The sequence below is a fragment of the Nocardiopsis sp. iso_237 genome (assembly GCF_056173345.1).
In genome coordinates this window covers 6,106,976-6,130,185 of sequence record NZ_CM149669.1, presented here as the reverse complement: position 1 = coordinate 6,130,185, position 23,210 = coordinate 6,106,976, and the positions used below count along the sequence as shown (strand labels likewise).

The following is a 23,210-nucleotide window of genomic DNA, read 5'->3' as shown; positions in this document are numbered from 1 at the left end:
AGGAATCCAGATGTACAGCCGTAAGCGCATGATGGGCCTGGCCGCGGCCGGTATGAGCGGGGTGCTCCTCCTGACCGCCTGTGGCGGCAACGGCGAGGACCTGACCGGCGGCTCCGGCGAGGGCCAGGGCGGTTCGGGCACGGGTGACGACCTCCAGGACGTCAACATCGCGCTGATCGCCTGGGAGGAGGCGATCGCGGTCACCCACATGTGGGAGGCCATCCTGGGCGAGAAGGGCTACAACGTCGAGGTCACCGACGTCGACGTCGCCCCGATGTACCAGGGCGCCGCCAACGGCGACGTGGACCTGTTCCTCGACACCTGGCTGCCCGCCACCCACCAGCAGTACTGGGACGACTACGGGGACCAGCTGGAGGACCTCGGCTCCTGGTACGACAACGCGATCCTCACGCTGACCGTCCCCACCTACATGGAGGACGTCAACTCGATCCCCGACCTGCTCGACCACGCGGACGAGCTGGACAACCGGATCGTCGGCATCGACCCGGGCGCCGGTCTCACCGAGACCACCCAGAACTCCGCGATGCCGGGCTACGAGCTGGACGACGACTTCGAGCTGGTCACCTCCTCCGGTGCGGCGATGCTCGCCGAGCTGGACTCCGCGATCGCCGACGAGGAGCCCATCGTCGTGACGCTGTGGCGTCCGCACCCGGCCTACGCCAAGCACGACCTGAAGGACCTCGAGGACCCCGAGGGCCTCATGGGCGACGCCGAGACGATCCACGCGGTGGGCCGTGACGGCTTCGCCAACGACTACCCGCAGCTCGCCTCCTGGCTCGAGGGCTGGGACATGAGCGACGACGAGCTGGCCAGCCTGGAGGCGCTGACCGTCGGTGACGACGTCGACGACCCCGACGCCGGCGCCCGCCAGTGGCTCGCCGACAACCCCGAGTTCCTGGAGCGCACCCTGGGCGACGACGCCGAGGGCCTGAACTTCTAGGACTCAGAGTGTGTCCCCCGTCACGGGGTGTACCACTCGCCCCTTTTGATGGGGTAGACATACGATGACGGCCGCCTTCACCGAGTGTGGGGGCGGCCTTCGTCTGGGCGAAGTTCCGGAGCCGTACCGATGGCCCCCTCGGGCTCCCCTCTCTTCGGTCGGCTCCGCACGTGTGCGTAGCGAGGGAAACGATTACATGAAGGTCGGTCGTAGCCGAGGAACGGGACTGGCCGCCGCCGGTCTGAGCGGTGCGCTCCTGCTGTCCGCCTGCTCGGGGGACTCCGACGGGGCGGACGCCGGTGAGGACCTCCGGGAGGTCGACATCGCGTTGATCCCCTGGGAGGAGGCCGTCGCGGTCACCCACATGTGGGAGGCGATCCTGGAGGAGAAGGGCTACGACGTCACCGTGACCGAGGTCGACGTCGCCCCGGCCTTCCAGGGGGTGGCCGACGGGGATCTCGACCTGTACCTCGACATGTGGCTCCCGGTCACCCACCACGAGTACATGGAGAAGCACCGGGACAGCATCGAGAGCCTGGGCTCCTGGTACGACAACGCCGTCCTCACGCTCGCGGTCCCGGAGTACATGGAGGGCGTGCGGGAGATCGACGACCTCCCGGCGCACGCCGACGAACTCGGGGGCACCATCGTCGGCATCGAGCCGGGCGCGGGCCTGACCCAGGTCACGCGGGACCAGGCCATGCCGTTGTACGGGCTGGACGAGGGCTTCGAGCTGGAGACGTCGTCGGGCGCGGGGATGATGGAGCGGCTGGACGCGGCGATCGCTGAGGAGCAGCCGATCGTCGTGACGCTGTGGCGTCCGCACCCGGCCTACGCCCAGTACGAGCTACGGGACCTCGAGGACCCGCAGGGCGGGATGGGCGGCACCGAGGGGCTGCACTCGATCGGCCGCGCGGGGTTCGCCGAGGACTACCCCGAGCTGGCCGGGTGGATGCGCGACTGGACCATGGACGACGAGGAGCTGGCCTCCCTGGAGGCCCTCACGGTCGGCCCCGGGGTCACCGACCCCGCCGCCGGCGCGCGTCAGTGGCTCGCCCAGAACCCGCTGTTCCTGGAGCGCACGCTGATGGAGGCCGCCGAGGGCCTGGAGTTCTGACCGGTCCGGACACGACGACGGGGCCGTCTCCCGGAGGGGAGGCGGCCCCGTCGTGTGCGGTGCGTGTGGGATCAGGGGGCGTAGTAGCCGCCCTGGGCGCCACCGATGCTCCCCTGGTTGGCCTGGCCCGGCTTGTCGCGCCTGGGCAGCACGTAGGCGGACAGGAGCCCGCCCAGGAAGCCGAACAGGTGCGCCTGCCAGGAGACTCCGGGGTGCTGGGGCAGGACCCCCCAGATCATCGTTCCGTAGAAGATGACCACGCAGATCATGATGACGATGTCGACGGTCCGGCGTTCGATGATGCCGCGCAGCACCGTGTAGCCGAAGTAGCCGAAGACCAGCCCGCTGGCTCCCACCGTCACGACGTGTGAGGGGGTGAAGAGCCACACGCCGACGCCGCTGACGACGGCGACGATCAGCGTGGTGAGCAGGAACCGGCCCAGGCCGCTGAAGGCGACGAGGGCTCCGAGCACCAGGAACGGCAGTGAGTTGCCGATCAGGTGGGCGAAGTTGCCGTGCATGAAGGGCGCGGTCAGCACGGTCCAGGGTGCGTCGGCGTTGCGGGCCTGGATACCGAACTGCCGGTCGAGGTGTCCCCCGAGCGGGGTGTCGAGGATCTCGAGGACCCACATGGCCGCGAGCATCCCCGCGACGGTCAGGATGGCGGTGATTCTGGACTGCTTCACCCCATCGAGACTAGATGAAGCTGCCTTGCGTCGGTATGTTCCTGAGGCGCGTGTGGGCGAAATGATCTGTTGTGTTCACAGATGACTGCTCTGTCGTGACCGCTCGGGGTGGGGTTTCGGACGTCAGGAGGAGAGCGAGCGCTTGCGCGGGGGGATGCCCGCCACGGCCATGAAGGCCTCCACCCTCGCCGGGTTGGTCATCCCGGTCAGCGGCAGGTAGGTGCGTGAGGTCCGGCGGCTCTTGAGCGAGGGGAAGCGCTTGGGGCGCCCGGTGTGGTCGCACAGGCCCAGGGAGCGGATGCGGCCGGGGAGTACGTAGTAGGAGCCGATGTCGACGAAGGGCACCCGGACGACGTAGGCGCCGCGCCGGTAGCGGAACTCGTCCTCGGTGACCTCCAGTACCGGGGCCTTGATCCGGTGTCCGTCGACGGCCGAGGCGGCGCCGAGGAGCACGAGGATGACGCCGAGCACGATGTTGGCCCAGTGCGTGGGGTCGACGGCCACGACCACGACGCCCAGGGCCACCAGAGCGTAACCACCCCACAGCTCCACGTACTTGCGGCCTACGGGGCAGACCAGGCGGACCGGTTCGGACACGGCGGATGCCTCTCTCGCTGGGCGGGGCGCTGAGGATGACGGAGGTCGTCACTGGGAACCCTATCCGCTTCGCGGGTGCAAGCATCGCGGTTTCGGTCGGTTCGCGCGTGGGGTTCAGGACAGGCGCAAGGAGGTTTCCTCCCCCGTGTCCCCTTTGGTGAAGTGATGATCGGGTTGTCCCATGAATATCTCGCCAGGAAAGGCGAGGGTGGGGCAGGGGGCATTAGATGCCTCCGGGTGTATGTATTGAGTCGCATGTGAAGTTTGAGTTGTTTGTCCTGTTCTCTCTCGGTAGTTGCGTGCGCCGAGGCCGTAGTTAAACGGCGTTTACGTTTGTGCTTTTGCTGTGGAAGTCCTTGATTGATCCCCAATGCTTTTCCGGTGTGTCCGAATCCCGCTCACCTGGGCCCCTGTTCCAGTTGTCCGCTTGACCTGGCATGATGTGGGGATGTCCTGGTTGTTGCCGGTGTATTGAGAGTTCGTGACCCGTTCTGGCGTGCGGGAGCGCGGGCCGGTTGCGGATGGGTCACGAAACCGGCATTGGGGCTATACAGACATTTCCCTTAATGGTCTTCTAATCGACTAATCGCCTAGTTTTGGTGGGTTGTGCCCCGTGGGCACCAACCCGTGGCCTGTTCGCATGAGTGATCAAGGGTGTGACTATGTTCAAGCGCCGAAAGACGTTGGCACTCGCCGCCGCGGCGACGTCAGCGGTCATGGTGGCCAGCGGCTGCGGAGGCGGAGGGGGTGACGGTGGCGACGGCGGAGCCAAGGAGGTCACCTGGGTCATCAACAGCCTCCCCGGCGCCTGGCAGGCCACCAGCCTCGCGGGCGGCAGCGTCTACGTCATCCAGATGCTCTCCGGTGTGCTCCCCTACACCGGGCAGTGGCAGCCGGACGCGACCTACGAGTACGACATGAACGTCCTCGCGGAGGAGCCCGAGCTCATCAACGACGACCCCGACGAGGGTCCGTTCGAGTGGTCCATCACCCTCGCCGAGGACGCCGTGTGGAGCGACGGCGAGCCGATGACCGGTGAGGACCTGCGCGTCTCCTGGATGCTCGGCACCTCGCCCGACGAGGGCTACTGCGGCGGCTGCGACCCCCGCGCCGCGGCCAGCAACGACAAGGTCGAGTCGGTCGAGGTCGACGGCAAGACCGCCACCTTCAAGCTGAAGGAGGGGCTGGCCGACCCGGAGTGGATGGGGCTGTTCGACGCCCACAGCCAGTCCGGCGGCTTCCTGCCCGCCCACCTGGCCGACGAGAACGGCTGGGACGTCGACGATCCCGACCAGCTGGGCGAGTACTACGACTGGCTGCACGCGGAGCGCCCCGAGTGGTCCGGCGGCCCGTACCAGATCACCGCGGGCGACCTGGAGAACGAGGTCGTCAAGGAGCCGAACCCGAACTACTTCGGTGACGCGCCCCCGCTCGACAAGATCACCATGCCGTACAACACCGACGAGGGCACCTTCGTGAACGCCTTCGTCAACAACGAGATCGACGGGGCCAACCCGGCCGACTACAGCGAGGACGTGATCCTCCAGCTCCAGGACATCGCCAACGCCGAGCTGACCGTCGCCGAGGGCGCCACCTGGGAGCACGTCGACCTCAACCTGAAGAACGAGGCGCTCCAGGACGTCGAACTGCGTCGCGCCATCTTCACCGCGATCGACCGGGACGACATCGCTAACCGCAACTTCGGCGCCGGCTACCCGGAGTACGAGCTGAAGAACAACCACGTCTTCGGCAACGACAGCCCCTACTTCGTCGACCACTTCGCGGACGAGCCCCAGGGCACCGGTGACCTCGACGAGGCCAAGGGCATCCTCGAGGAGGCTGGCTACGAGCTCGACGGCGGGACCCTCACCCTCGACGGTGAGGAGATCGGCCCGTTCCGCCTGCGCAGCACCGACTCCACCGTGCGCAACACCTCGGTCCAGCTCATCCAGGCCCAGCTCTCCGAGCTCGGTATCACCACCAACATCGAGATGACCGACGACCTGGGCGGGATGCTCGCCGCGGCGGAGTACGACATCGTCCAGTACGGCTGGTCCGGCTCCCCGTACTTCGTCTCCGTCCCGGAGCAGTACTGGAGCTCCGAGAGCGGCAGCAACTTCGGCGGCTACGCCAACGACGAGGTCGACGAACTGGTCGGCCAGGTGGCCAACGCCCCCGACCTCGACACCGCCGCCGAGCACGCCAACGCGGCCATGGAGATCCTGGTCCCGGAGGCCTACGTCCTCCCGATCATGGCGGAGCCGAACTACTTCTTCGCCAACTCCGACCGCCTCGTGAACGTGCACGACAACCTTCAGTCCAGCTACCGAGCCACGTACAACATCGGTGAGTGGGACGTCGCCAGCTAGTCCGGCGAACCACCCAGGTCCGGCCCCGGGACACCCTCCCGGGGCCGGACCGGTCCTCGTCCACCCCTGAAGGATCACTCCCATGCTCGTTTACACGATGCGGCGCATCCTGGGCGCGCTCCCCGTCCTGGTCCTCGCATCCATCCTCACCTTCGTGATGATCGACATCTCCGGTGACCCGCTCGCCGACGTCCGGATGGCCCAGCCACCGCCCACAGAGGAAGTACTGCAACAGGCGGAGGAGCGGCTCTACCTCGACCGCTCCATGCCGGAGCGGTACTGGCTGTGGGTGACCGGAATCGGCGGAAACGGCGACATCGGACTGCTCCAGGGAGAGTTCGGGCCCTCCACCCAGGGCCCCCACTACGACATCGGTGCGGCCATCGCGGAACGCCTGTGGACCACCCTGCGCCTGGTGGGCGCGTCCATGGTCTTCGCGCTCGGCCTGGCGATCATCACCGGTGTGATCAGCGCGCTGCGCCAGTACTCGAAACTGGACTACACCCTCACGTTCGTCGGCTTCCTCGCCCTGGCACTGCCGACCTTCTGGTTCGCGGGCATCATGCAGGCGGCGGGGGTCAAGTTCAACCAGCTGGTGGGCGACCAGGTGTTCGCCACCATCGGTGACGGGCGGTTCCGAGCCGAGGGCGCGCCGCTGTGGGACCAGTTCCTCAACGCCTTCGCGCACATGGCGCTGCCCACCATCGTGCTCATGCTGATCAGCTTCGCCTCGTGGAGCCGCTACCAGCGCACCTCGATGCTGGAGGTGATGAACAGCGACTACGTGCGCCTGGCCCGGGCCAAGGGGCTGCGCAACCACACGGTCATCAGGCGTCACGCGCTGCGCACCGCGCTCATCCCGCTGACCACCGTGGTGGCGATCGGCGTCGCGGGCGTCATCGACGGGGCCATCCTCACCGAGGTGGTCTTCCAGTGGCGCGGTCTGGGTGACTTCTTCATCACCGCGGTGGACAACAACGACTCCTTCGCGCTGATGGGATGGCTGCTGCTCAGCGGCACCATCGTCATCCTGGCCAACCTGGTGGCCGACCTGTTGTACGCCGTGCTGGACCCGAGGATTCGCTATGAGTGAGAACGGCATGTCGAAGAGCGCGCGCCGTGACCCGGCGAAGAAGCGGAAGAAGAGCAGCGCCGACCAGACCCAGCTCCAGACCATCCTGATCCGGTTCACCCGACACCGGCCCGCGATGATCAGCCTGGTGCTCCTGGCGATCATCGCCCTGTTCGCGTTCGTCGGACCCTTCCTCTGGACCTGGGACCACACGGTCTACAAGGAGATCCCCAGCAACCAGCCGCCGTCCGGGGTCCACCCGCTGGGCACCTCGGCCGCCGGACACGACGTCCTCGGCCAGCTCATGCGCGGCGCCCAGCAGACCCTGAAGGTCGCCTTCACCGTCTCGCTGCTGTCCACCGCGGTCGGCTCCGTGTGGGGTGCCACGGCCGGTTACTACGGCGGCCGGGTGGACGCGTTCATGATGCGCGTCGTGGACATCTTCCTGATCGTCCCGCTGCTCGTGGCCGCCGCGGCGATCGCGGGCAACAGCGGGGCCGGGACCTCGTGGTCCGCCATCGCGCTGATCATCTCGATCTTCTCGTGGGCCACCATCGCCCGCGTGGTGCGCGGCGTGGTCCTGTCCCTGAGGGAGCAGGAGTTCGTGGAGGCGGCCCGCGCGTCGGGGGCCTCGGCGCCGTGGATCATCCTCCGGCACCTGCTGCCCAACGCGGCGGGGCCGATCATCGTCGCCGCCACCCTGCTGGTGGCGGTGGCCATCCTCGCGGAGGCGGGCATGTCCTTCCTCGGGCTGGGCATCCAGCTGCCGGACATCTCGCTCGGCCAGATGATCGGCAGCGCGCGCACGGCGGTGTCCACGCGCCCGTGGCTGTTCTATCCGCCGGGTGTGCTGCTGGTGCTGATCTGTCTGACGATCAACTTCATCGGTGACGGCCTCCGAGATGCCCTCGACCCACGACAGACCAGGGTGCGGCGATGACGACTGAGTACGAGAACAAGGGACACACCGCCGTGGCGGACACCGACGACGTGGTGCTGGAGGTCAGCGACCTCAGCGTCACCTTCCCCTCCGACGACGGCCCGCTGCCCGCGGTCCGGCAGGTCTCCTACAAGGTGCGCCGGGGCGAGGCCCTGGGCATCGTGGGGGAGTCGGGGTCGGGCAAGTCCGTGACGTCCATGGCGATCATGGGCCTGCTGCCCAGGAACGCGCGGGTGGAGGGTTCGGCCCGGCTGCTGGGCCAGGAGATCATCGGGCTCGACGACAAGCGGATCAGCGAGGTCCGGGGACAGCGGATCGCGATGATCTTCCAGGACCCGCTGACCTCGCTCAACCCCGTCTACACGATCGGCTACCAGATCGCGGAGGCGGTGCTCGCCCACCGCAAGGTGGGCAAGAAGGTCGCCATGGCGCGGGCGCTGGAGCTGCTGGAGATCGTGGGCATCCCCTCCCCCGAGCAGCGGCTCAGGCAGTACCCGCACGAGCTGTCCGGCGGTATGCGCCAGCGCGTGGTGATCGCGATCGCGATGGCCAACGACCCGGACGTGATCATCGCGGACGAGCCCACGACGGCGCTCGACGTGACGGTCCAGGCGCAGGTGCTGGACGCCCTCCAGCGGGCCCGCCAGGAGACCGGGGCCGCCCTGGTGCTCATCACCCACGACCTCGGCGTGGTGGCCGGGCAGGTCGACCGGGTGGGCGTGATGTACGCGGGCCGGATCGTGGAGATGGGGTCGGTGGAGGAGGTCTTCTACCGGCCGCGCATGCCCTACGCGCTGGGGCTGCTCGGGTCGCTGCCGCGTCTGGACGGCGACCGGGGCGACCGGCTCACCCCCATCCTCGGAACCCCGCCCTCGCTGCGGGACCTGCCGGGGGGCTGCGGGTTCGCGCCGCGCTGTCCCATGGCCAGGGAGCGCTGCCACGAGGAGGAGCCCCGACTGCTGGTCATCGAGAACGGGGCACCGGAGAGGGGGACGGGCGACGGGCTCTCCGGGCACACCGCCGCCTGCCACTTCAGCGAGGAACTGGTCGGCGCGGAGGCGGGCGACCTGTTCCGGGCGACCTCCGTGGACACCGAGGGCGTGGGGTCCGTGGCCGAGGTGGAGGCCGCCGAGTCCCAGGTGGCCGAGGCCCGCGAGGAGTACCTGGGGGAGCTGGACGCGGAGAGCGACCGAGAGGCTTCCGGCGCGGCCGGACCCGAGGTCCTGCTCACCGCCACCGACCTGGTCAAGCACTTCCCGATCCGCTCCAAGGGGCTGCTGAGGCGCAGGGTCGGCGCGGTGCAGGCGGTCTCCGGGATCTCCCTGGACCTGCGCGAGCGGGAGACCCTCGCGCTGGTGGGCGAGTCGGGCTGCGGAAAGTCCACGACGGCGCGACTGCTGCTGAACCTGATCAAGCTCACCTCGGGCGAGGTCACCTACCTGGGTCAGCCGCTGCACGGGCTGTCCGACCGCAGGATGCGGCCGCTGCGCAAGGACCTCCAGCTGGTGTTCCAGGACCCTTTCGCCTCCCTGGACCCGCGCATGACGGTCGCGGACATCATCGCGGAGCCCATGCGCATCCACGGGACCGGGCACCGGGACGCCCGGAAGCGGGTGTCCGAACTCCTCGAACTGGTGGGGCTCAACCCCGAGCACGGGTCGCGGTACCCGCACGAGTTCTCCGGCGGGCAGCGGCAGCGCATCGGCGTGGCCCGGGCGCTGTCGCTCAACCCCCGGGTGCTGGTGCTGGACGAGCCGGTCTCGGCGCTGGACGTGTCCATCCAGGCGGGCGTGATCAACCTGCTGGAGGACCTCCAGGACGAGCTGGGGCTGTCCTACCTGTTCGTCTCGCACGACCTGTCGGTGGTCAAGCACATCGCGGACCGTGTGGCCGTGATGTACCTCGGCAAGATGGTGGAGACGGCCACGACGGACCAGCTGTTCAGCTCGCCGGCGCACCCGTACACCCAGGCGCTGATCTCGGCGATCCCGCTGCCGGACCCGGTCAAGGAGCGGACCCGGGAGCGGATCACCGTCACCGGTGACATCCCGAGCCCGGCCGATCCGCCCTCGGGCTGCCGGTTCCGGACGCGCTGCCCGAAGTTCGCCAACGAGCTCTCGGACGCGGAGCGCACCAAGTGCGTGGAGGAGCCGCCGGAGCTGAGGGACCGGGGCACCGGGCACCGGGACGCGTGCCACTACTCGAAGGCGATCGAGCTCATCTAGGCACGGGGCGGGTCGGGGTCTCCCGGCCCGCCTCGTGCGTGTGTGCCCCGCTTCGGGGCGTCACGGCCGAATCGCCGGTCGTGTTGTGGCGGTGCGGACGACCGTCGGCTAGGTTCTCCTGATCGGTACTCCCAGAGGAGAGAGATGACCCCCACTACCCCCCGACGATGGCTGACCGCCTTCGCCGCCGCTCCGTTGGTGGCCCTCGCCCCGGTCGTACCCGCGTGGGCCGACACCGCCGACCAGAGTGAACGCGCCGCCGACCTGCGCGCCGACCTCGACGCCATCCTGGCGGACCCGGCCCTGGAGGGCGCGACCTCCGGTGTGGTGGTCACCGACGCCGACTCCGGCGAGGTGCTGTACTCGCGTGAAGCGGACACCCAGCTGTTGCCCGCCTCGAACACGAAGATCTTCACGGCCGCCGCCGCCCTGGAGGTGCTGGGAGCCGAGCACACCTTCGGGACCGAGGCCGTCGTGGCGGAGCCGGGCCGGGGCGACGTGCCGGAGCTGTACCTGGTCGGCGGCGGCGACCCGACCCTGAACGCGGAGGACCTCGACGCCATCGCCGCGGACGTGGCCGCATCGGGCATCACCTCGGTCGGTGAGCTGTACGCCGACGACTCGTGGTTCGACGACCAGCGTCTCGTGGACGACTGGTGGCCCGAGGACGAGCCGTACGCCTACTCCGCGCAGATCTCCGCGCTCACGGTGGCGCACGGCGAGCGCCACGACACCGGCGTGACGGAGGTGACCGTCACGGGCGCCGCCGAGGGCGACCCCGTCAACGTGGACCTGGGTGCCGCCGACGGCTACGTCGAGCTGGACAACCAGGCCGTCACGGCCCCCGCCGACGGCGGCGAGGGCATCACGATCGACCGCCCGGTGGGCACCAACACCATCAAGGTGACCGGGTCGCTGTCGGAGAACGCCGACCCGGTGGTGGCGCTGCGCACCGTGGACGAGCCCGCCGGACTCGCCGGGCACCTGTTCGCACGGGCCCTGGAGGAGAACGGGGTCACCGTGAACGGCGAGGTCGCCCAGGGCGACGTGCCCGCCGAGTGGCAGGACCCCGAGGTCGTGGGCGAGCACACCTCCATGCCGCTGGGCGAGGTCCTGGTCCCCCTCATGAAGTTCAGCAACAACGGGCACGCGGAGATGCTCACCAAGACCCTGGGCCGCGAGGTCACGGGCGAGGGCTCGTGGGCCGCGGGGCTGGCCGCCGAGGACACCGCGCTCCAGCAGCTGGGCCTGGACACCTCGGACCTGGTCCTCACCGACGGCTCGGGCCTGTCCCGGGGCAACCTGGTCACCGCCAACACCGTTGTCGACCTGCTCGACAGCGCGCAGGACGCCCCCTGGTACGACGTGTGGCACCACTCGCTGCCGGTGGCGGGCGACAGCGACCCGTTCGTCGGGGGCACGCTGGCCAACCGGATGCACGGCACCGCCGCCGAGAACGCGGCCCAGGCCAAGACCGGCACGATGTCCGGGGTGAGCGCCCTGTCGGGCTACGTGCAGGGCCCGGACGGCGGTGAGCTGTACTTCAGCGTCGTGAACAACGACTACACCGGTGGCGCCCCGCTCGGCGTGCAGGACGCCGTGGTGGTCCGGCTTGCCGAGCACCTGGGCAACGAGGCCCGCACGGGCACGCTCGCGCAGCGCGCCGAGGTCACGGGCGGCGGCGAGATCGAGTGCTCGTGGGAGCTGACCTGCTGATCCGCTGACCGAGCAGAGGGGCCCACGGGAGAGGAAACCCGTGGGCCCCTCGCGTGTGCGGAGTGCGGCGCGGGGTTGTCCACAGGCCGGGGATCGGGGCTGTCGGCGGTGTCCCCGGGGTGGCAGTGTTGAAGGTCCCCCCTCTCCTCCGGCTGAAGGACGTTGATGGAATCACTGACCGTGACCTCGGTGTTCGGCATGGTCGTCAGCCAGGTCGTGTCGCTGGTCGTGCTGGTCCTGGTCCTGTTGGGCCTGGGCAAGCTGGCGAGTCGGCTCATGGACGTGCCGTTCAACCTGCCGAGGCTGGCCCTGGCCGCGATGGTCGGGGCTCCGCTGGGTTCGGTGGGCGCGATCCTGGCCTACTACGGCAGCTTCGAGGCGCTGAACTCCCTCGAACCGGCCGACATGGAGGATCCCGGGTACATGTCGCTGATGCTCTTCGCCATGGCGGTGGGCGCCATGCTCGCCTTCGTCGGCCTGGAGCTCCTGCTGCCCCGGGGCACCCGGTTCCGGCCGCTGGCCATGGTCCGGGAGGCCCGCGACTGGTTCGGGCGGCTCGGCAGGTACCGGCGCATCCTGTGGATCCTGGCCCGGCACGGGCTGGGCGGCTACGTGCTGGGCGGGCGGAAGGGGATCGAGGACACCTCGGTCCAGCGGCGACTGGCGCGTTCCCTGGCCCGGTCCATGGAGGAGGCCGGGGTGGTGTTCGTGAAGCTGGGGCAGGTGCTGGCCACCCGGCGGGACCTGCTGCCCCCGGTCTTCGTGGAGGAGCTGGGCCGTCTGCACAGCGAGGTGGCGAGGGTGCCCTTCGAGCGGATCCGCGAGTGCGTGGAAGGCGAGCTCGGGCGCCCCCTGGAGGAGGTCTTCGCCGAGTTCGACCCCGAGCCCCTGGCCGCGGCCTCGATCGCGCAGGCCCACCCGGCGCGGCTCCACGGGGGCGAGGAGGTCGTGGTGAAGGTGCAGCGGCCCGGGATCGTGCCGGTGGTCCGGCGGGACCTGGACATCATCCGCAGACTGGCCCGCCGCTTCGACGAGCACACCGACTGGGGGCCCGCGATCGGTGTGCTCGATCTGGCCGACGGGTTCGCCGAGGCGTTGCTGGAGGAACTCGACTTCGAGGTGGAGGCCGCCAACATCGCGGCGGTCGCGGACGCCACGGGTGGTGCGGCGGTGCGCATCCCGCAGGTCTACGAGGCCTACACCAGCCGCCGTGTGCTGGTGATGGAGCGCCTGCACGGGACCCAGGTGGGTATCGGGGACCTCTCGGCGGAGGAGGGGGAGCGGATCGCCAGGGTCCTGCTGAACTGCCTGCTGGAGCAGGTGTTGATGAGCGGGATCTTCCACGCCGACCCGCACCCGGGCAACATCCTGGTGCTCGACGGGGGCGGCGTGGGGTTGTTGGACTACGGGTCCGTGGGGCGTCTGGACGCCAGGACCCGGGAGGCCCTCCAGATGATGCTGCTGGCGATCGACCGGGGTGACGCGGTCCTGCTGACCGACACCCTGCTGGACGTGGTGGACGACCCGGGGGAGATCGACGCGGAGCGGCTGCGGAGGTCACTCGGCCAGTTCATGGCGCGCTACCTGCACGGGGGCGCCACCGCGAGCATGCGGATGTTCACCGAGCTGCTGATGCTGGTCACCCGGTTCGGGCTGGTGCTGCCCGGGGAACTGGCCGGGGTCTTCCGCGCGCTGGCCACGCTGGAGGGGACGCTGGTGCACCTCTCGCCCGGGTTCGACACCGTGGCGGAGGCCAAGCGGTACGCCGGGGCCCGGATGTCCGAGCAGCTGGGGACGGGGAACCTGCGGGAGATGGCGTCGGCGGAGCTGATCGCCCTGCTGCCCACGCTGAGACGGCTGCCGCGCCGACTGGACCGGATCACCGACCAGCTGCACAAGGGCCGGTTCACGGTGCAGGCGCGGTTGTTCGCCCACCCCGAGGACCGAAGACTCCTGCGCTCGGTGGTGTGGCGCGCGGTGATGACGCTGCTGGCCGTGGTCACGGGGTTCATGTCGGTGGGGCTGTTCAACGTCACCGAGACGCAGGGGGTGTCCTGGCCGGATCTGGCCACGCACACCAAGGCGCTGAACCTGTTGGCGTGGGTGCTGCTGGCCGCCACGGCGATGTTCGTGCTGCGGCTGCTGGTGGACATGGTCCGGGACGGCGGTGACCGGGGCAGGCGGTGACCGGGTCAGCCGGTGATGAGGCGGCGCAGGACCCGGTGGACCTCGTCGGCGTCGGGTGGGGGGCTGGTGGTGCAACAGCAGAGGAAGTAGCCGTTGGCCGCCGCGGCCACCCCGGCCCTGACCTCGGGATCGGGGAGGTAGGGCACAAGGAAGGCGTCCACCGCCGCCGTCCAGCGGTCGGTCTGCTCACGTAGGGCGGGGCGGCGTGCGGCGAGGAGGAACAGCTCCATCTCGGCCAGGGCGTGGGTCCGGTCGGTTCCGGTGCCCTCCGCGATGAGGACGGCGAAGCCGCGCAGGGCCTCGGCGGGGTCGTCGGGGAGGGTGTCCATGTGCTCGACGTAGGAGTCGTTCACCCTGGTGAGTGCGGCGACCAGGAGGTCGTCGACGCAGGAGTAGTAGTAGGTGACGGTGCTGGGCGGGACCCCCGCCTCGGCCGCCACCCGGCGCTGACTGACGGCGGCGACGCCGTCCCGCGTGATGACGTTCATGGTGGCGTCCAGGAGCAGCCGACGCCGCAGCTCGCCCTTGCGTCGGCGGCCGTCGCTGATGTTCTCCGGGTCCTCCGGCTTGGTACTCACGTCACCATTTTGCCGGTCAGTGCTGTCCTCCCATCTCCAGGGCCATGACCCCGGCGATGACCATGGCGATGCCGCCCACCTGGATCCAGGTCAGGGACTCACCGAGGAAGAGGACCCCGATCACGGCGAGGAGTGCCACCCCCAGCGCGGCCCACACCCCGTAGGCGACCCCGAGCGGCATGCCCCGGTTGAGGGTCTGGGAGAGCATGTAGAACGCGCCGACGTAGCCGACGACCACGAAGATCGAGGGCAGGAGTCGGGTGAATCCCTCGGAGAGTTTCAGGGAGGTGGTGGCGAAGACTTCCAGGACGATCGCTCCGGCGAGCCAGAACCAGGGCATGCGTTTCCCCTTGTCACGGGTGGGGTCGGAGTGACCCCGAAGAAGTTGTCCGATCGAACAGGTTTCCTGGGAGAAACAACCTGAGCGAACGAACAAGATTCTATGTCGGGCATGATGGCAGGGGCAAGCGGAGACGCTTCCGGACGGTCACAAACCCCGCCCCCCGGTGGACCGACCCTGTACCCCCTGGGTGTATTCTCAGCCGTTCCGGGAGCGGTAGGTGGACCGTCCCGGATAACCGCTCTATACCGATGCGCACGAGTTCAGAACCTTTTCCGTGCCGGAGCGTCTTACTCAGAGCAGTAGGTCGGGTTCGAGTTTCAGCTATGGAGGTCCAGACGTGACGGGGAAGTCCCACCCGGCGGTGACGCGTCGGTTCGGCATCGGTCTGGTGGCGCTCGCTCTCGCAGCGACCGCCTGTACGTCCGGTGACGCCGAGACGCAGAGCAACGCCGATCCCGACGCCGAACCGGCCGAGCTGAGCATCACTCCGGAGACCGGCAGCGAGGAGATCGCGCCCAACACCCCCATCCGGGTGAACGCCGAGAGCGGTGTCATCACCGACGTCAAGGTCGAGCAGGTCGTGGTCGGTGAGGCGGCGGCCGAGGGCGAAGGCGACGGGGAGGGCGACCTCTACGACATGACCGGCACCCTCAACGAGGACGAGACGGAGTGGGTCAGCGACTGGAACCTGCGCCCCGGCTCGGAGATCGTGGTGACCGCCACGGCGGCGAACGAGGCCGGTGAGGAGAGCGAGTTCACCACCGAGTTCACCACCCACGAGGCCGCCCCCGGGCAGCGCCTCGAACTCGTCTCCAACTTCCCGAGTTCCGGCGACACCGTCGGTGTCGGTATGCCCGTGGTGATCAACTTCGACCTGCCCGTCACCAACAAGGCGCAGGTCGAGAACTCCATGAACGTGGTGGCCGAGCAGGAGACCGTCGGCGCCTGGAACTGGGTCACCGACCAGATGGCGGTCTTCCGGCCGGAGGAGTACTGGGAGCCGTACCAGAACGTCACCGTGGACCTGAACCTCGCGGGCGTCGAGGCGTCCGAGGGCGTCTTCGGGGTGCGCAACTACCAGATCGACTTCGAGATCGGCCGTGAGCTGATCGCGACCATGCACGTGCCGGACCACGAGATGGTCATCGAGATCGACGGCGAAGAGGAACGCGTCATCGAGGTGAGCAACGGGGCGGCCAACCGTCGCTTCGACACCACGACGACCGGCACCCACGTGATGATGGAGCGCTACGAGCAGCTCACCATGGACTCCGCGACCGTCGGCATCCCCGAGGACGCCCCCGGCTCCTACCGGGTGGACGTGCAGTACGCGGTCCGCACCTCCAACAGCGGCGAGTTCGTGCACGAGGCGTCCTACAACGGTGCCATCGGCTCGGCCAACACCTCCAACGGTTGCACCAACCTGCGGATGGACGACGCCCAGTGGTTCTTCAACAACACCCTGATGGGCGACATCCTCGACACGACCGGCACCGACCGCGAGTTCGAGTGGGACAACGGCTGGGGCTACTGGCAGAAGTCCTGGGACGAGTGGCTCGACGGCAGCGAGACCGCCGAACCGCAGTCGACCACCTACGGGACCCCCGGCCCCGTGCACGGCGAGGACCTGTAGTCCGGTAGGCAGGGCTCGGAGCCCAGGGGCGTCACGGTGCGAACGGCACCGGGGCGCCCCTCGCGTCGTCCTGGGTACTCAGTGCTCGGCGGCCTCGCGGGTGAGCCGCGCGACGACGGCGTCCACCACCAGCTCGGTGACGGCGGCCATGTCCACCGCCTCAGGGTCCAGCAGCCACTGCACCTGGAGCCCGTCCATGGCGGCGAGTACCGCAGTGGCCGCCGACCGTGCGGGGGAGTGGCCGTGCGGGCCCGGCGTGCTCGCGGCCTCCCGGTGCTCGGGGCCGATCCGGTCCAGGACCGCCGCCTCCGCCTCCTCGCGCAGCACGGAGTAGCGCTCCCGGAACCACTCCTGGGCGGGGTGTTCGGCGGTGGCGCTCTCGGCGGAGAGCACCGCGTACAGCTGGGTGGTGCCCGGGCGTTCGGCGTTGCGGCGTGCGGTGGCGACCAGGTGGTCGAGCATGGCTCTGCCCTCGGGCGCCGGGTCGTTGCTGTCGCGCAGCTCCAGCACGGCGGTGAGCAGGTCGGTCTTGGAACCGAAGTGGTGCAGCACCCCGGCGGGGGTGATGTCGAGCAGCGCCGCGATGTCCGCCAGTGAGGTGTTGTGGAAGCCCTGCGTGGCGAAGACCTCGGCGGCGGCGCGCAGGATGCGTTCGCGCCGGTTCACCCGTCGGCGCGGTGCGCCTCCGGGCGTCGGTCCCTCCTCCGAACGCGTCCGCGCGGGGGTCGTCTCGCTCATGCCTGCTCTCCACTTCCTCGTACCGCTCGGGTACTCCGGGCCACCGGAGGCGCCCGCCAACTCCCCACGCTATCCAGGCTCCTCGGGGGTTCCGCCTCTCCCGGGGCCGCTCGGACTCACCCCGGAAGGCCGCACAAAGGGTCGGCGCAGGCTGGCGTACGCGCCGAGCAGCTGACCGGGGATCAGGGGGAGTGCGGTGACCGCCAACAGGACGAACGGGTGGCGGGCGTAGTGGGCGAGGGGGAACCACAGGACGGAGCCGAAGGTGCGCGGAAGCCGGGGGTGCGACACGAGGCCTAAGGGGGGAAGGGGGGATCGGGGCGGGGACAGACTACCGGTGGCCCCTGATCTCGCTGAGGCGGGCGTTCGTGGCGTGTGCCAAGGAGCTGGCCGGGGGCGGTGACGGAGCTGTTCCACCGCCGCCCCCGGCGTGTGCACGGCCGTTTGGGGCCGGTGCCGGGCTCACGTCGCACTGGTGACGCGGCGGCGGAAGAGGGTGTAGTCGGCGCCGCCCTCGAAGGTGGTGCTGCTCAGCCGCTCGAAGCTGGCGGGGTCGAAGGCTGCGCCCTCGAAGAGGGGGCGTCCGTGCCCGGCGACGACGGGGTAGCGCTTGATCATGAGTTCGTCGATCTCCGGGAGCAGGTAGCCGGCCATGGCCGGGCCGCCGACGATGACGATCCCCAGGGGGCCCTCCTCCTTCTTGAGCTCGCGGACGGTTTCCAGGGGGTCCGTGGCCACGACGGTGACGTTGGGGTCGGTGTCGGCGGGCAGGGTGCGCGAGAACACGATCTGGCGCATGTGGTCGTAGGGGCTGGTCACGCCCTCGTTCAGGGCGACCTGGTAGGAGCCGCGGCCTTGGAGCATGGTGTCGAAGTGCTTGTTGGGTACGTCCAGCCCCAGCGGGGTGCGCGCCACGGTGGGGAGGAGTTCGGGGTACTCGTCGACGTGGAACCGGCCGTTGTCGCCGAGTTCGCCGCCCGGGTCGGGGGCCTCGTAGAAGTCGTGCGAGTTGTCGGGGCCACAGGCGTAGCCGTCGATCGATACCGCGACGAAGTAGGTGAGGGTTCGCATGTGTCTCCTTGGAAGGGGTACTCCTGCGGCCGATTGACCACTAAGATTGAAGTACTTCGATTAAAGTACTCCACGCATAGTGGTTTGCCAAGCGGTCGCACGGGATTTCTTCGCACGAAGGGAAGAACACATGGTCAGGAACCCTGAGCGGCGTGCCGCGCTGCTCGACGCCGCCATCGACGCGCTCGCTGAGGAGGGCGCGCGCGGACTCACCTACCGGGCCGTGGACACCCGCGCGGGCGTGCCCGTGGGAACGGCCTCCAACTACTTCTCCAGCCGTGAGGACCTGCTCGCCCAGACCAGCGTCCGCACCTACGAACGGTTCATGCCCGAGCAGGAGGAGTGGGCCAACGTGCTGGAGGGCCCACGGGACCGGGCCAAGCTCGCGGAGGTCATGCGCGCCACGGTCACGCGCATGGCGGCGAACCCCAACGTCCACCTGGCCACGCTCGAACTCCAACTGGAGGCCACCCGCCGTCCGGAGCTGCGCGCCGACCTCACCGCCCGGGTCCGCGCCGACCTGGACGCCAACATCGCCTTCCACGAGCAGAGCGGCATCCCCGGCGGCCGACACACGGTGGTGGTGCTGTACCTGGCCCTGAACTGGCTGGTCACCGAGCACCTGACACTGCCCGGGGTGCTGGCCGCGGAGGGGGACCTGGAGGGGCTGGTGGACCTGGTGGTCGGCCAGCTCACCCTTGAGGGCTGAGGCCCGTGGCCGGGTGGCGCGGGGCCGTCACGCCCCGCGCCGGAGCCGGGGTCACCAGGCGCGGACGCCGACCGGGGCGGGCAGCCGCTCCGGCAGCCAGGTCCACGTGCCGTCGTTCTCGGTGAACCGGCGCTGGACGCGGCTCACCTCCCCGATCGGGTTGCTGAACACCTGCCGCCAGTCACCGGCCGCGCGCTCCTCCAGGTAGAGGCTGCTCGCGTCGGTGCGCATGCGCACCGCCTGGAGGGTGTGGGAGGAACCGTCGTTCAGCTGGATGCGGTAGTAGGCCATGGGAGTCCCCTGAGTGTCGTCCTGGAAAGTGAGGACGGTGGAGTCCGGTACACGCGCGTTCGAGGCTGGAGGATCTGTCTCCCGGGTGCGGCGTGGCCTCGGGGCGGTCCACGAGGCCGGGCCGAGGTTGTGTTGGCGCGGTGCCAAGGCGGGAAACAGGTGCGGGTGCCGGGGCACCGTGCTGTCCGCGTGTGGGGACTCTACTCCGGCGGGTTCGACGACACAGCGTGAACAGGCGAATCCGAAGTGAAATCGGGGAGAACGGTGTCTCCGCTCAGTCGGCCTCCCCGGAGAGCCGGGCCCTGGCCTCCATGAGGGCGAAGCCCAGCAGGTTGCGGCCGCGCCAGAAGCGGGGGCGCTCGGCGTTCTCGTGGGTCCGGCCCAGGCCGATGCCCCAGATCCGGTCGCGGGGGCTGGCCTCGACCAGCACGCGCTGACCAGTGCCGAGCAGGAACGCGCGCAGGTCCTCGTTCTGGCCGAACTTGGCGACACTCCCCCGCACGACGATCTCGAAGCGCTCCCGCTCCCAGACCTCCTGGTCGAAACCGCCGACCTGGCGGCCGATCACCTTCGCGTCGCGCGGGTGATCGGCCGCCACGATCCGGTCGGCGGCCTGGGGGTCTCCGAAGAGCCGCGCCTTCCCGGCCATCATGAAGTGCTCGGCGGTGCGGTAGGTGGTTCCGTCCACGGTGAAGTCGGCGGGCCACCACTGGGAGAGGCAGCTCGACGACACCCCGCTGGGCGGCGGCTGGTGTCCCCAGAAGTGCAGGTACCTGATGCGACCCTCGACCCGGAGCAGGTCCGCCACTGACCTCGCGTCGGCGGGGTGGTGTCCGTCGTTCATGGCAGGAGTCTGCCAGCGCCCTGTGACGTTCTGGCGGGTCAGTCGAACTGGAACGACCGCTTGGCCAGCCCGTGCCAGAAGCCGTCCACCGTGGACGTGGCGGTCCGGCGGTCGTCCAGCCCCGCGCCGAGCGCGACGAACAGGGGTGCGAAGTGGTCGCTGCGCGGGTGGGCGAGGGCTGCGGCCGGGGCCTTGTGCCGGAAGTCCAGGAGCGCGTCGACGTCGTGGTCCAGGACGGCCCGGTGGGTCCAGTCGTCGAACTCGACCGACCACGAGGGCGCGTCGCCGTGGGTCTGCCGGGACATCTCCCGGAGGTTGTGGGTGGTGAACCCGCTGCCCATGATCAGTACGCCCTCGTCGCGCAGGGGTGCGAGGCGGCGGCCGAGTTCGAGGAGGCGTGCCGGGTCGAGTGTGGGCATGGAAACCTGGAGGACCGGGATGTCGGCTTCCGGGTACATCTCCTTCAGCGGGACGTAGGCGCCGTGGTCGAGGCCGCGGGCGGGGTCCTGGTGGAGGGTCTCACCTGGACCAGTGGTGAGTTCGCGGACGCGTCCGGCGAGTGTCGGAGCACCCGGGGCGGCGTAGGTCACGTCGTAGTAGCGTTGCGGGAAACCCCAGAAGTCGTAGGTCAGAGGGGTGCCGTCCGTGGTCGCGCCGACGGTGAGCGGCGCGTCCTCCCAGTGCGCGGAGACGACGAGGATCGCCTTCGGGCGGACGAGGTCACCAGACCAGTCGGCCAGCTGGCGGGTCCACTCGGTGTCGTCGGCCAGGGGTGGTGCGCCGTGGCTCAGGTACAGCGTGGGCATGCGTGTCGCCATGGCGGCGCCTCCGGGTTCGGGGTGGTGGTCCGTGTCCGGTAGAAACACAATTGAACGCTCAAGTATTTCAGGGGGCACAGGTCCGATGGCCGAGACACGCTGGCTCGACGACGGCGAGCAGAACACGTGGCGTGCCTTCCTGATGGCCGTCAACCTGCTCGACGGCGCACTGGACCGCCAGCTCAGGCACGACGCGGGGTTGCCGCACGCGTACTACCAGATCCTGGCCATGCTGTCCGAGGCGCCGGGGCGCGAGCTGACGATGACCCGGCTGGCCCGCCTGCTGCGCTCCTCGCCGAGTCGCCTCTCGCACGCGGCCGCGCGGCTGGAGGGCGACGGGATGATCCACCGCCACAAGCGGCCGGAGGACCGGCGCACCGTGATCGTGGAGATCACGCCTGTGGGGATGAAGGCGCTGGAGGATGCGGCGCCGGGGCACGTGCACGAGGTGCGGCGGGTCCTGTTCGACACGCTCAGCTCCGAGCAGGTGGGTCAGCTGCGGGAGATCTCCGAGTCCATGCTGTCCGCGCTCGACCCCCAGGGTGAGGAGCCCAGGTACCCGGACCCCGACGGGACCGGCACCCGGGACTGAGCGGAGTTCTGTTACCAGCCCTGACCTGGGCGGATGGTGGTCCCGTCGAACCCGTTCCCCCGGACTCTATGTGTTCGGCCGGATACGTACTACCATGCTGCTTCCCGGGAAAAGGTTGTGACCTCAAGTGTTGCAGTCTCTGCAACGAGGTGGCCGCTGACACCGGGATACCCGCTCACAGAACAGGAACACCATGAACGAATCACTCAAAAGCAGGGCTGGCGATGTCGTCGCCCTGCTCTCAAGGGCCGTGATCGGGGGGCTGTTCATCCTCCACGGGCTCCAGAAGGCCGTTGACCTGGGTGGCGCCACCGAGGGCTTCGCGGCTCTGGGTGTGCCCTTCCCGACCCTGTCCGTCCTCGTCGCCGTGGTCGTCGAAGTGGGTGCCGGTGTGGCGCTCGTCGTCGGCTTCGCGCTTCCTCTCGCGGGCCTGTCCCTCGCCCTCATGATGGTTGGGGCGTACGTCTTCGCCCACGTCGGTACCCCGCTGGTCGGCGGGTACGAGCTGGTGCTGGTGCTCGGCGTCGCAGCCCTGGCCCTCGGGTTCTCGGGGGGTCGCCACGCGGTGGACCGGCTGCTGCCCTGGGGCCGCGTCCGCCACGCGCGCGGAACCGAGGAGTCCGTGTCGGCATGAACCGCACGGACTGATTCGGCGTCCGTCCTGACCAGGGGCCCGTGATTCCACCCCCCGTCCGGACTCGCACCGCTGACGCGGCCGTCCACACCGGTGCTGGGCGGCCGTTCGTGCTGTCCGGGGTCCCCGCGCGGGAGACTCCCGGCCCGGCACGTCAGTGGTAGGAGATCGACACCAGCCCCGCCGCCGCGAAGTTCCCCGCCGCGAGCTCGTCGCGCTGGATGATCCAGAACACGCACGCGGTGAAGCCCGGGTCGTCGGGCATGTCCAACTGGGCCTGGGCCAGCAGTACCCAGCCCCCCTTCTCGTCCTCGGGGGAGGAGCCCATGATGGGCGGGTCCTGCGGCGAGTAGGCGTATCCGCCCAGGTACAGGCTGACTTCCCATTGACGGGATCTCTGGTCGAGGTACTCCAGCTCGTGCTCGAAGTAGAGGTCGCTGATCTCCGGGTGGAGGAGGACGGCGTCGTCGGCGTGCGACGGGAGGCTCGGGAAGGTCCGGGCGTAGAGGGGGTGCTGGTCGAGGGCGGGGAAGTACTCCCCATCGTCGGGGACCGGCCGCTCGGTGGTGGGCGTTCCCGCCGGAACGTGGATCACGGAGCGGGAGTTCTCCATCAGGGCGAACCCGGCGGGGTCGGTCCGGTCAGCGAAGAACAGCAGGTGGCCGTCGCGCGGCAGGGCGAGGTTGCAGGCGTCCGGGGGGAGCGCGGCGCAGTCGACGGACGCGATGAAGTCCAGACCGCTGTCCCACTCGACGCCCTCGGGGAGCGAGGGGAGCCCGCCGTACTGTCCGACCAGAACGCCGCCGTCCTTGTTCGACGGAGTGAGTTCGGCCTGGGGAAGGGCGAGGTTCAGGGCCAGCTCGATGGCGTGTTCGGGGACGCCCTTGGCGCGGGCCTTCTCGCGGTACGTCTGGGTGCTGTGCATACCGGACATGCTGCCGTAGCGGAGCGACAGTTCCGGAAGCGCTGAGGAAAGCGCTGGTCCCGCCGGGCACTGCCCGTGGAGATGGTTTCAGTGTCCGTCTCTGAACCCGGTTCTCTTCTAGCCTGTTCTCAGGAGAGTGAAGGGAAACACGGTGGGAGAGAGCT

The 23,210-nt window shown here is 69.4% G+C and carries 22 protein-coding genes; 12 read left to right on the top strand and 10 right to left on the bottom strand.

From position 1 onward, the window contains the following. Positions 1 to 10: 10 nt before the first annotated feature. Together AC0VYM_RS27590 and AC0VYM_RS27585 are read left to right on the top strand one after the other, a co-directional pair. Positions 11 to 961 (top strand): glycine betaine ABC transporter substrate-binding protein, encoded by a 951-nt coding sequence (locus tag AC0VYM_RS27590; RefSeq protein WP_475456982.1) that lies wholly within the window; start codon positions 11 to 13, stop codon positions 959 to 961. Positions 962 to 1,157: 196 nt separating this feature from the next. Next, on the top strand, positions 1,158 to 2,078 hold the full coding sequence (locus AC0VYM_RS27585; RefSeq protein WP_475456980.1) for a glycine betaine ABC transporter substrate-binding protein: 921 nt from the start codon (positions 1,158 to 1,160) through the stop codon (positions 2,076 to 2,078). Positions 2,079 to 2,149: 71 nt separating this feature from the next. Here the strand turns inward: AC0VYM_RS27585 and AC0VYM_RS27580 are convergent, their stop codons facing one another. Together AC0VYM_RS27580 and AC0VYM_RS27575 are read right to left on the bottom strand one after the other, a co-directional pair. Further along, on the bottom strand, positions 2,150 to 2,764 hold the full coding sequence (locus AC0VYM_RS27580; protein WP_475456978.1) for a rhomboid family intramembrane serine protease: 615 nt from the start codon (positions 2,762 to 2,764) through the stop codon (positions 2,150 to 2,152). A 123-nt stretch (positions 2,765 to 2,887) separates the two neighbouring features. Continuing rightward, the gene (locus AC0VYM_RS27575; RefSeq protein ID WP_475456976.1) at positions 2,888 to 3,361 is read right to left on the bottom strand and encodes a hypothetical protein; all 474 of its coding nucleotides are present in this window, start codon (positions 3,359 to 3,361) and stop codon (positions 2,888 to 2,890) included. Between the two features lie 662 nt (positions 3,362 to 4,023). Between AC0VYM_RS27575 and AC0VYM_RS27570 the strand changes: the two genes are divergently transcribed. The 6 genes from AC0VYM_RS27570 (at position 4,024) to AC0VYM_RS27545 (ending at position 13,870) form a co-directional block, all read left to right on the top strand. Beyond that, positions 4,024 to 5,730 carry an ABC transporter family substrate-binding protein gene (locus tag AC0VYM_RS27570; RefSeq protein WP_475456974.1) on the top strand — a complete coding sequence of 569 codons (1,707 nt, stop codon included), beginning with the start codon at positions 4,024 to 4,026 and terminating at the stop codon, positions 5,728 to 5,730. Positions 5,731 to 5,812: 82 nt separating this feature from the next. Next, positions 5,813 to 6,823, top strand: coding sequence for an ABC transporter permease (locus AC0VYM_RS27565; RefSeq protein WP_475456972.1), 1,011 nt, complete (start codon positions 5,813 to 5,815; stop codon positions 6,821 to 6,823). After that, on the top strand, positions 6,816 to 7,742 hold the full coding sequence (locus AC0VYM_RS27560) for an ABC transporter permease (RefSeq protein WP_475456970.1): 927 nt from the start codon (positions 6,816 to 6,818) through the stop codon (positions 7,740 to 7,742). The genes AC0VYM_RS27565 and AC0VYM_RS27560 overlap by 8 nt, the downstream gene beginning before the upstream one ends. Then, complete coding sequence (locus tag AC0VYM_RS27555) at positions 7,739 to 9,967, top strand: ABC transporter ATP-binding protein (RefSeq protein WP_475456968.1); 2,229 nt, start codon at positions 7,739 to 7,741, stop codon at positions 9,965 to 9,967. Before AC0VYM_RS27560 ends, AC0VYM_RS27555 begins: the two co-directional genes overlap by 4 nt. 144 nt (positions 9,968 to 10,111) lie before the next feature. After that, positions 10,112 to 11,683 (top strand): D-alanyl-D-alanine carboxypeptidase/D-alanyl-D-alanine endopeptidase, encoded by a 1,572-nt coding sequence (gene dacB, locus AC0VYM_RS27550; RefSeq protein WP_475456966.1) that lies wholly within the window; start codon positions 10,112 to 10,114, stop codon positions 11,681 to 11,683. A 165-nt stretch (positions 11,684 to 11,848) separates the two neighbouring features. Then, the gene (locus tag AC0VYM_RS27545) at positions 11,849 to 13,870 is read left to right on the top strand and encodes an ABC1 kinase family protein (RefSeq protein WP_475456964.1); all 2,022 of its coding nucleotides are present in this window, start codon (positions 11,849 to 11,851) and stop codon (positions 13,868 to 13,870) included. 5 nt (positions 13,871 to 13,875) lie between these two features. On the opposite strand, the gene AC0VYM_RS27540 is transcribed toward AC0VYM_RS27545, so the two are convergent. Beyond that, positions 13,876 to 14,448, bottom strand: coding sequence for a TetR/AcrR family transcriptional regulator (locus AC0VYM_RS27540; protein ID WP_378735944.1), 573 nt, complete (start codon positions 14,446 to 14,448; stop codon positions 13,876 to 13,878). Between the two features lie 16 nt (positions 14,449 to 14,464). Next, entirely contained in the window at positions 14,465 to 14,788 is a 324-nt protein-coding gene (locus AC0VYM_RS27535) for a DMT family transporter (RefSeq protein WP_475456962.1), read from the bottom strand. Positions 14,789 to 15,128: 340 nt separating this feature from the next. On the opposite strand from AC0VYM_RS27535, the gene AC0VYM_RS27530 reads away from it, so the two are divergent. After that, positions 15,129 to 16,424, top strand: coding sequence for a L,D-transpeptidase (locus AC0VYM_RS27530; protein ID WP_475456960.1), 1,296 nt, complete (start codon positions 15,129 to 15,131; stop codon positions 16,422 to 16,424). 78 nt (positions 16,425 to 16,502) lie between these two features. Here AC0VYM_RS27530 and AC0VYM_RS27525 read toward each other — a convergent pair whose 3' ends face one another. Both AC0VYM_RS27525 and AC0VYM_RS27520 read right to left on the bottom strand, forming a co-directional pair. Beyond that, positions 16,503 to 17,162 carry a TetR/AcrR family transcriptional regulator gene (locus AC0VYM_RS27525; RefSeq protein WP_475456958.1) on the bottom strand — a complete coding sequence of 220 codons (660 nt, stop codon included), beginning with the start codon at positions 17,160 to 17,162 and terminating at the stop codon, positions 16,503 to 16,505. Between the two features lie 462 nt (positions 17,163 to 17,624). After that, the gene (locus AC0VYM_RS27520) at positions 17,625 to 18,233 is read right to left on the bottom strand and encodes a dihydrofolate reductase family protein (RefSeq protein ID WP_475456956.1); all 609 of its coding nucleotides are present in this window, start codon (positions 18,231 to 18,233) and stop codon (positions 17,625 to 17,627) included. Positions 18,234 to 18,363: 130 nt separating this feature from the next. On the opposite strand from AC0VYM_RS27520, the gene AC0VYM_RS27515 reads away from it, so the two are divergent. Next, positions 18,364 to 18,942, top strand: coding sequence for a TetR/AcrR family transcriptional regulator (locus AC0VYM_RS27515; protein ID WP_475456954.1), 579 nt, complete (start codon positions 18,364 to 18,366; stop codon positions 18,940 to 18,942). A gap of 51 nt (positions 18,943 to 18,993) precedes the next feature. Here the strand turns inward: AC0VYM_RS27515 and AC0VYM_RS27510 are convergent, their stop codons facing one another. The 3 genes from AC0VYM_RS27510 to AC0VYM_RS27500 form a co-directional block, all read right to left on the bottom strand. Then, on the bottom strand, positions 18,994 to 19,233 hold the full coding sequence (locus AC0VYM_RS27510; protein WP_475456952.1) for a hypothetical protein: 240 nt from the start codon (positions 19,231 to 19,233) through the stop codon (positions 18,994 to 18,996). 274 nt (positions 19,234 to 19,507) lie between these two features. Continuing rightward, a complete protein-coding gene (locus AC0VYM_RS27505) occupies positions 19,508 to 20,077 on the bottom strand; it encodes an NADAR family protein (protein ID WP_475456950.1) in 570 nt (189 codons plus the stop codon). 38 nt (positions 20,078 to 20,115) lie between these two features. Then, a complete protein-coding gene (locus tag AC0VYM_RS27500) occupies positions 20,116 to 20,895 on the bottom strand; it encodes a dioxygenase family protein (protein ID WP_475456948.1) in 780 nt (259 codons plus the stop codon). Positions 20,896 to 20,980: 85 nt separating this feature from the next. Here AC0VYM_RS27500 and AC0VYM_RS27495 point away from each other — a divergent pair, with 85 nt between their 5' ends. Next, on the top strand, positions 20,981 to 21,487 hold the full coding sequence (locus AC0VYM_RS27495; protein ID WP_475456946.1) for a MarR family winged helix-turn-helix transcriptional regulator: 507 nt from the start codon (positions 20,981 to 20,983) through the stop codon (positions 21,485 to 21,487). Positions 21,488 to 21,680: 193 nt separating this feature from the next. Continuing rightward, the gene (locus AC0VYM_RS27490; protein WP_475456944.1) at positions 21,681 to 22,121 is read left to right on the top strand and encodes a DoxX family protein; all 441 of its coding nucleotides are present in this window, start codon (positions 21,681 to 21,683) and stop codon (positions 22,119 to 22,121) included. A gap of 154 nt (positions 22,122 to 22,275) precedes the next feature. On the opposite strand, the gene AC0VYM_RS27485 is transcribed toward AC0VYM_RS27490, so the two are convergent. Further along, on the bottom strand, positions 22,276 to 23,046 hold the full coding sequence (locus AC0VYM_RS27485) for a YwqG family protein (RefSeq protein WP_475456942.1): 771 nt from the start codon (positions 23,044 to 23,046) through the stop codon (positions 22,276 to 22,278). Positions 23,047 to 23,210: the final 164 nt, after the last annotated feature.

Excerpts from the sequence above, each read along its gene's own strand:
- AC0VYM_RS27590 (WP_475456982.1), top strand. The coding sequence starts at position 11 with ATGTACAGCCGTAAGCGCATGATGGGCCTGGCCGCGGCCGGTATGAGC.
- AC0VYM_RS27585 (WP_475456980.1), top strand. The coding sequence starts at position 1,158 with ATGAAGGTCGGTCGTAGCCGAGGAACGGGACTGGCCGCCGCCGGTCTG.
- AC0VYM_RS27570 (WP_475456974.1), top strand. The coding sequence starts at position 4,024 with ATGTTCAAGCGCCGAAAGACGTTGGCACTCGCCGCCGCGGCGACGTCA.
- AC0VYM_RS27565 (WP_475456972.1), top strand. The coding sequence starts at position 5,813 with ATGCTCGTTTACACGATGCGGCGCATCCTGGGCGCGCTCCCCGTCCTG.
- AC0VYM_RS27560 (WP_475456970.1), top strand. The coding sequence starts at position 6,816 with ATGAGTGAGAACGGCATGTCGAAGAGCGCGCGCCGTGACCCGGCGAAG.
- AC0VYM_RS27555 (WP_475456968.1), top strand. The coding sequence starts at position 7,739 with ATGACGACTGAGTACGAGAACAAGGGACACACCGCCGTGGCGGACACC.
- dacB (WP_475456966.1), top strand. The coding sequence starts at position 10,112 with ATGACCCCCACTACCCCCCGACGATGGCTGACCGCCTTCGCCGCCGCT.
- AC0VYM_RS27545 (WP_475456964.1), top strand. The coding sequence starts at position 11,849 with ATGGAATCACTGACCGTGACCTCGGTGTTCGGCATGGTCGTCAGCCAG.
- AC0VYM_RS27535 (WP_475456962.1), bottom strand. The coding sequence starts at position 14,788 with ATGCCCTGGTTCTGGCTCGCCGGAGCGATCGTCCTGGAAGTCTTCGCC.
- AC0VYM_RS27525 (WP_475456958.1), bottom strand. The coding sequence starts at position 17,162 with ATGAGCGAGACGACCCCCGCGCGGACGCGTTCGGAGGAGGGACCGACG.
- AC0VYM_RS27520 (WP_475456956.1), bottom strand. The coding sequence starts at position 18,233 with ATGCGAACCCTCACCTACTTCGTCGCGGTATCGATCGACGGCTACGCC.
- AC0VYM_RS27515 (WP_475456954.1), top strand. The coding sequence starts at position 18,364 with ATGGTCAGGAACCCTGAGCGGCGTGCCGCGCTGCTCGACGCCGCCATC.
- AC0VYM_RS27510 (WP_475456952.1), bottom strand. The coding sequence starts at position 19,233 with ATGGCCTACTACCGCATCCAGCTGAACGACGGTTCCTCCCACACCCTC.
- AC0VYM_RS27505 (WP_475456950.1), bottom strand. The coding sequence starts at position 20,077 with ATGAACGACGGACACCACCCCGCCGACGCGAGGTCAGTGGCGGACCTG.
- AC0VYM_RS27500 (WP_475456948.1), bottom strand. The coding sequence starts at position 20,895 with ATGGCGACACGCATGCCCACGCTGTACCTGAGCCACGGCGCACCACCC.
- AC0VYM_RS27495 (WP_475456946.1), top strand. The coding sequence starts at position 20,981 with ATGGCCGAGACACGCTGGCTCGACGACGGCGAGCAGAACACGTGGCGT.
- AC0VYM_RS27490 (WP_475456944.1), top strand. The coding sequence starts at position 21,681 with ATGAACGAATCACTCAAAAGCAGGGCTGGCGATGTCGTCGCCCTGCTC.
- AC0VYM_RS27485 (WP_475456942.1), bottom strand. The coding sequence starts at position 23,046 with ATGCACAGCACCCAGACGTACCGCGAGAAGGCCCGCGCCAAGGGCGTC.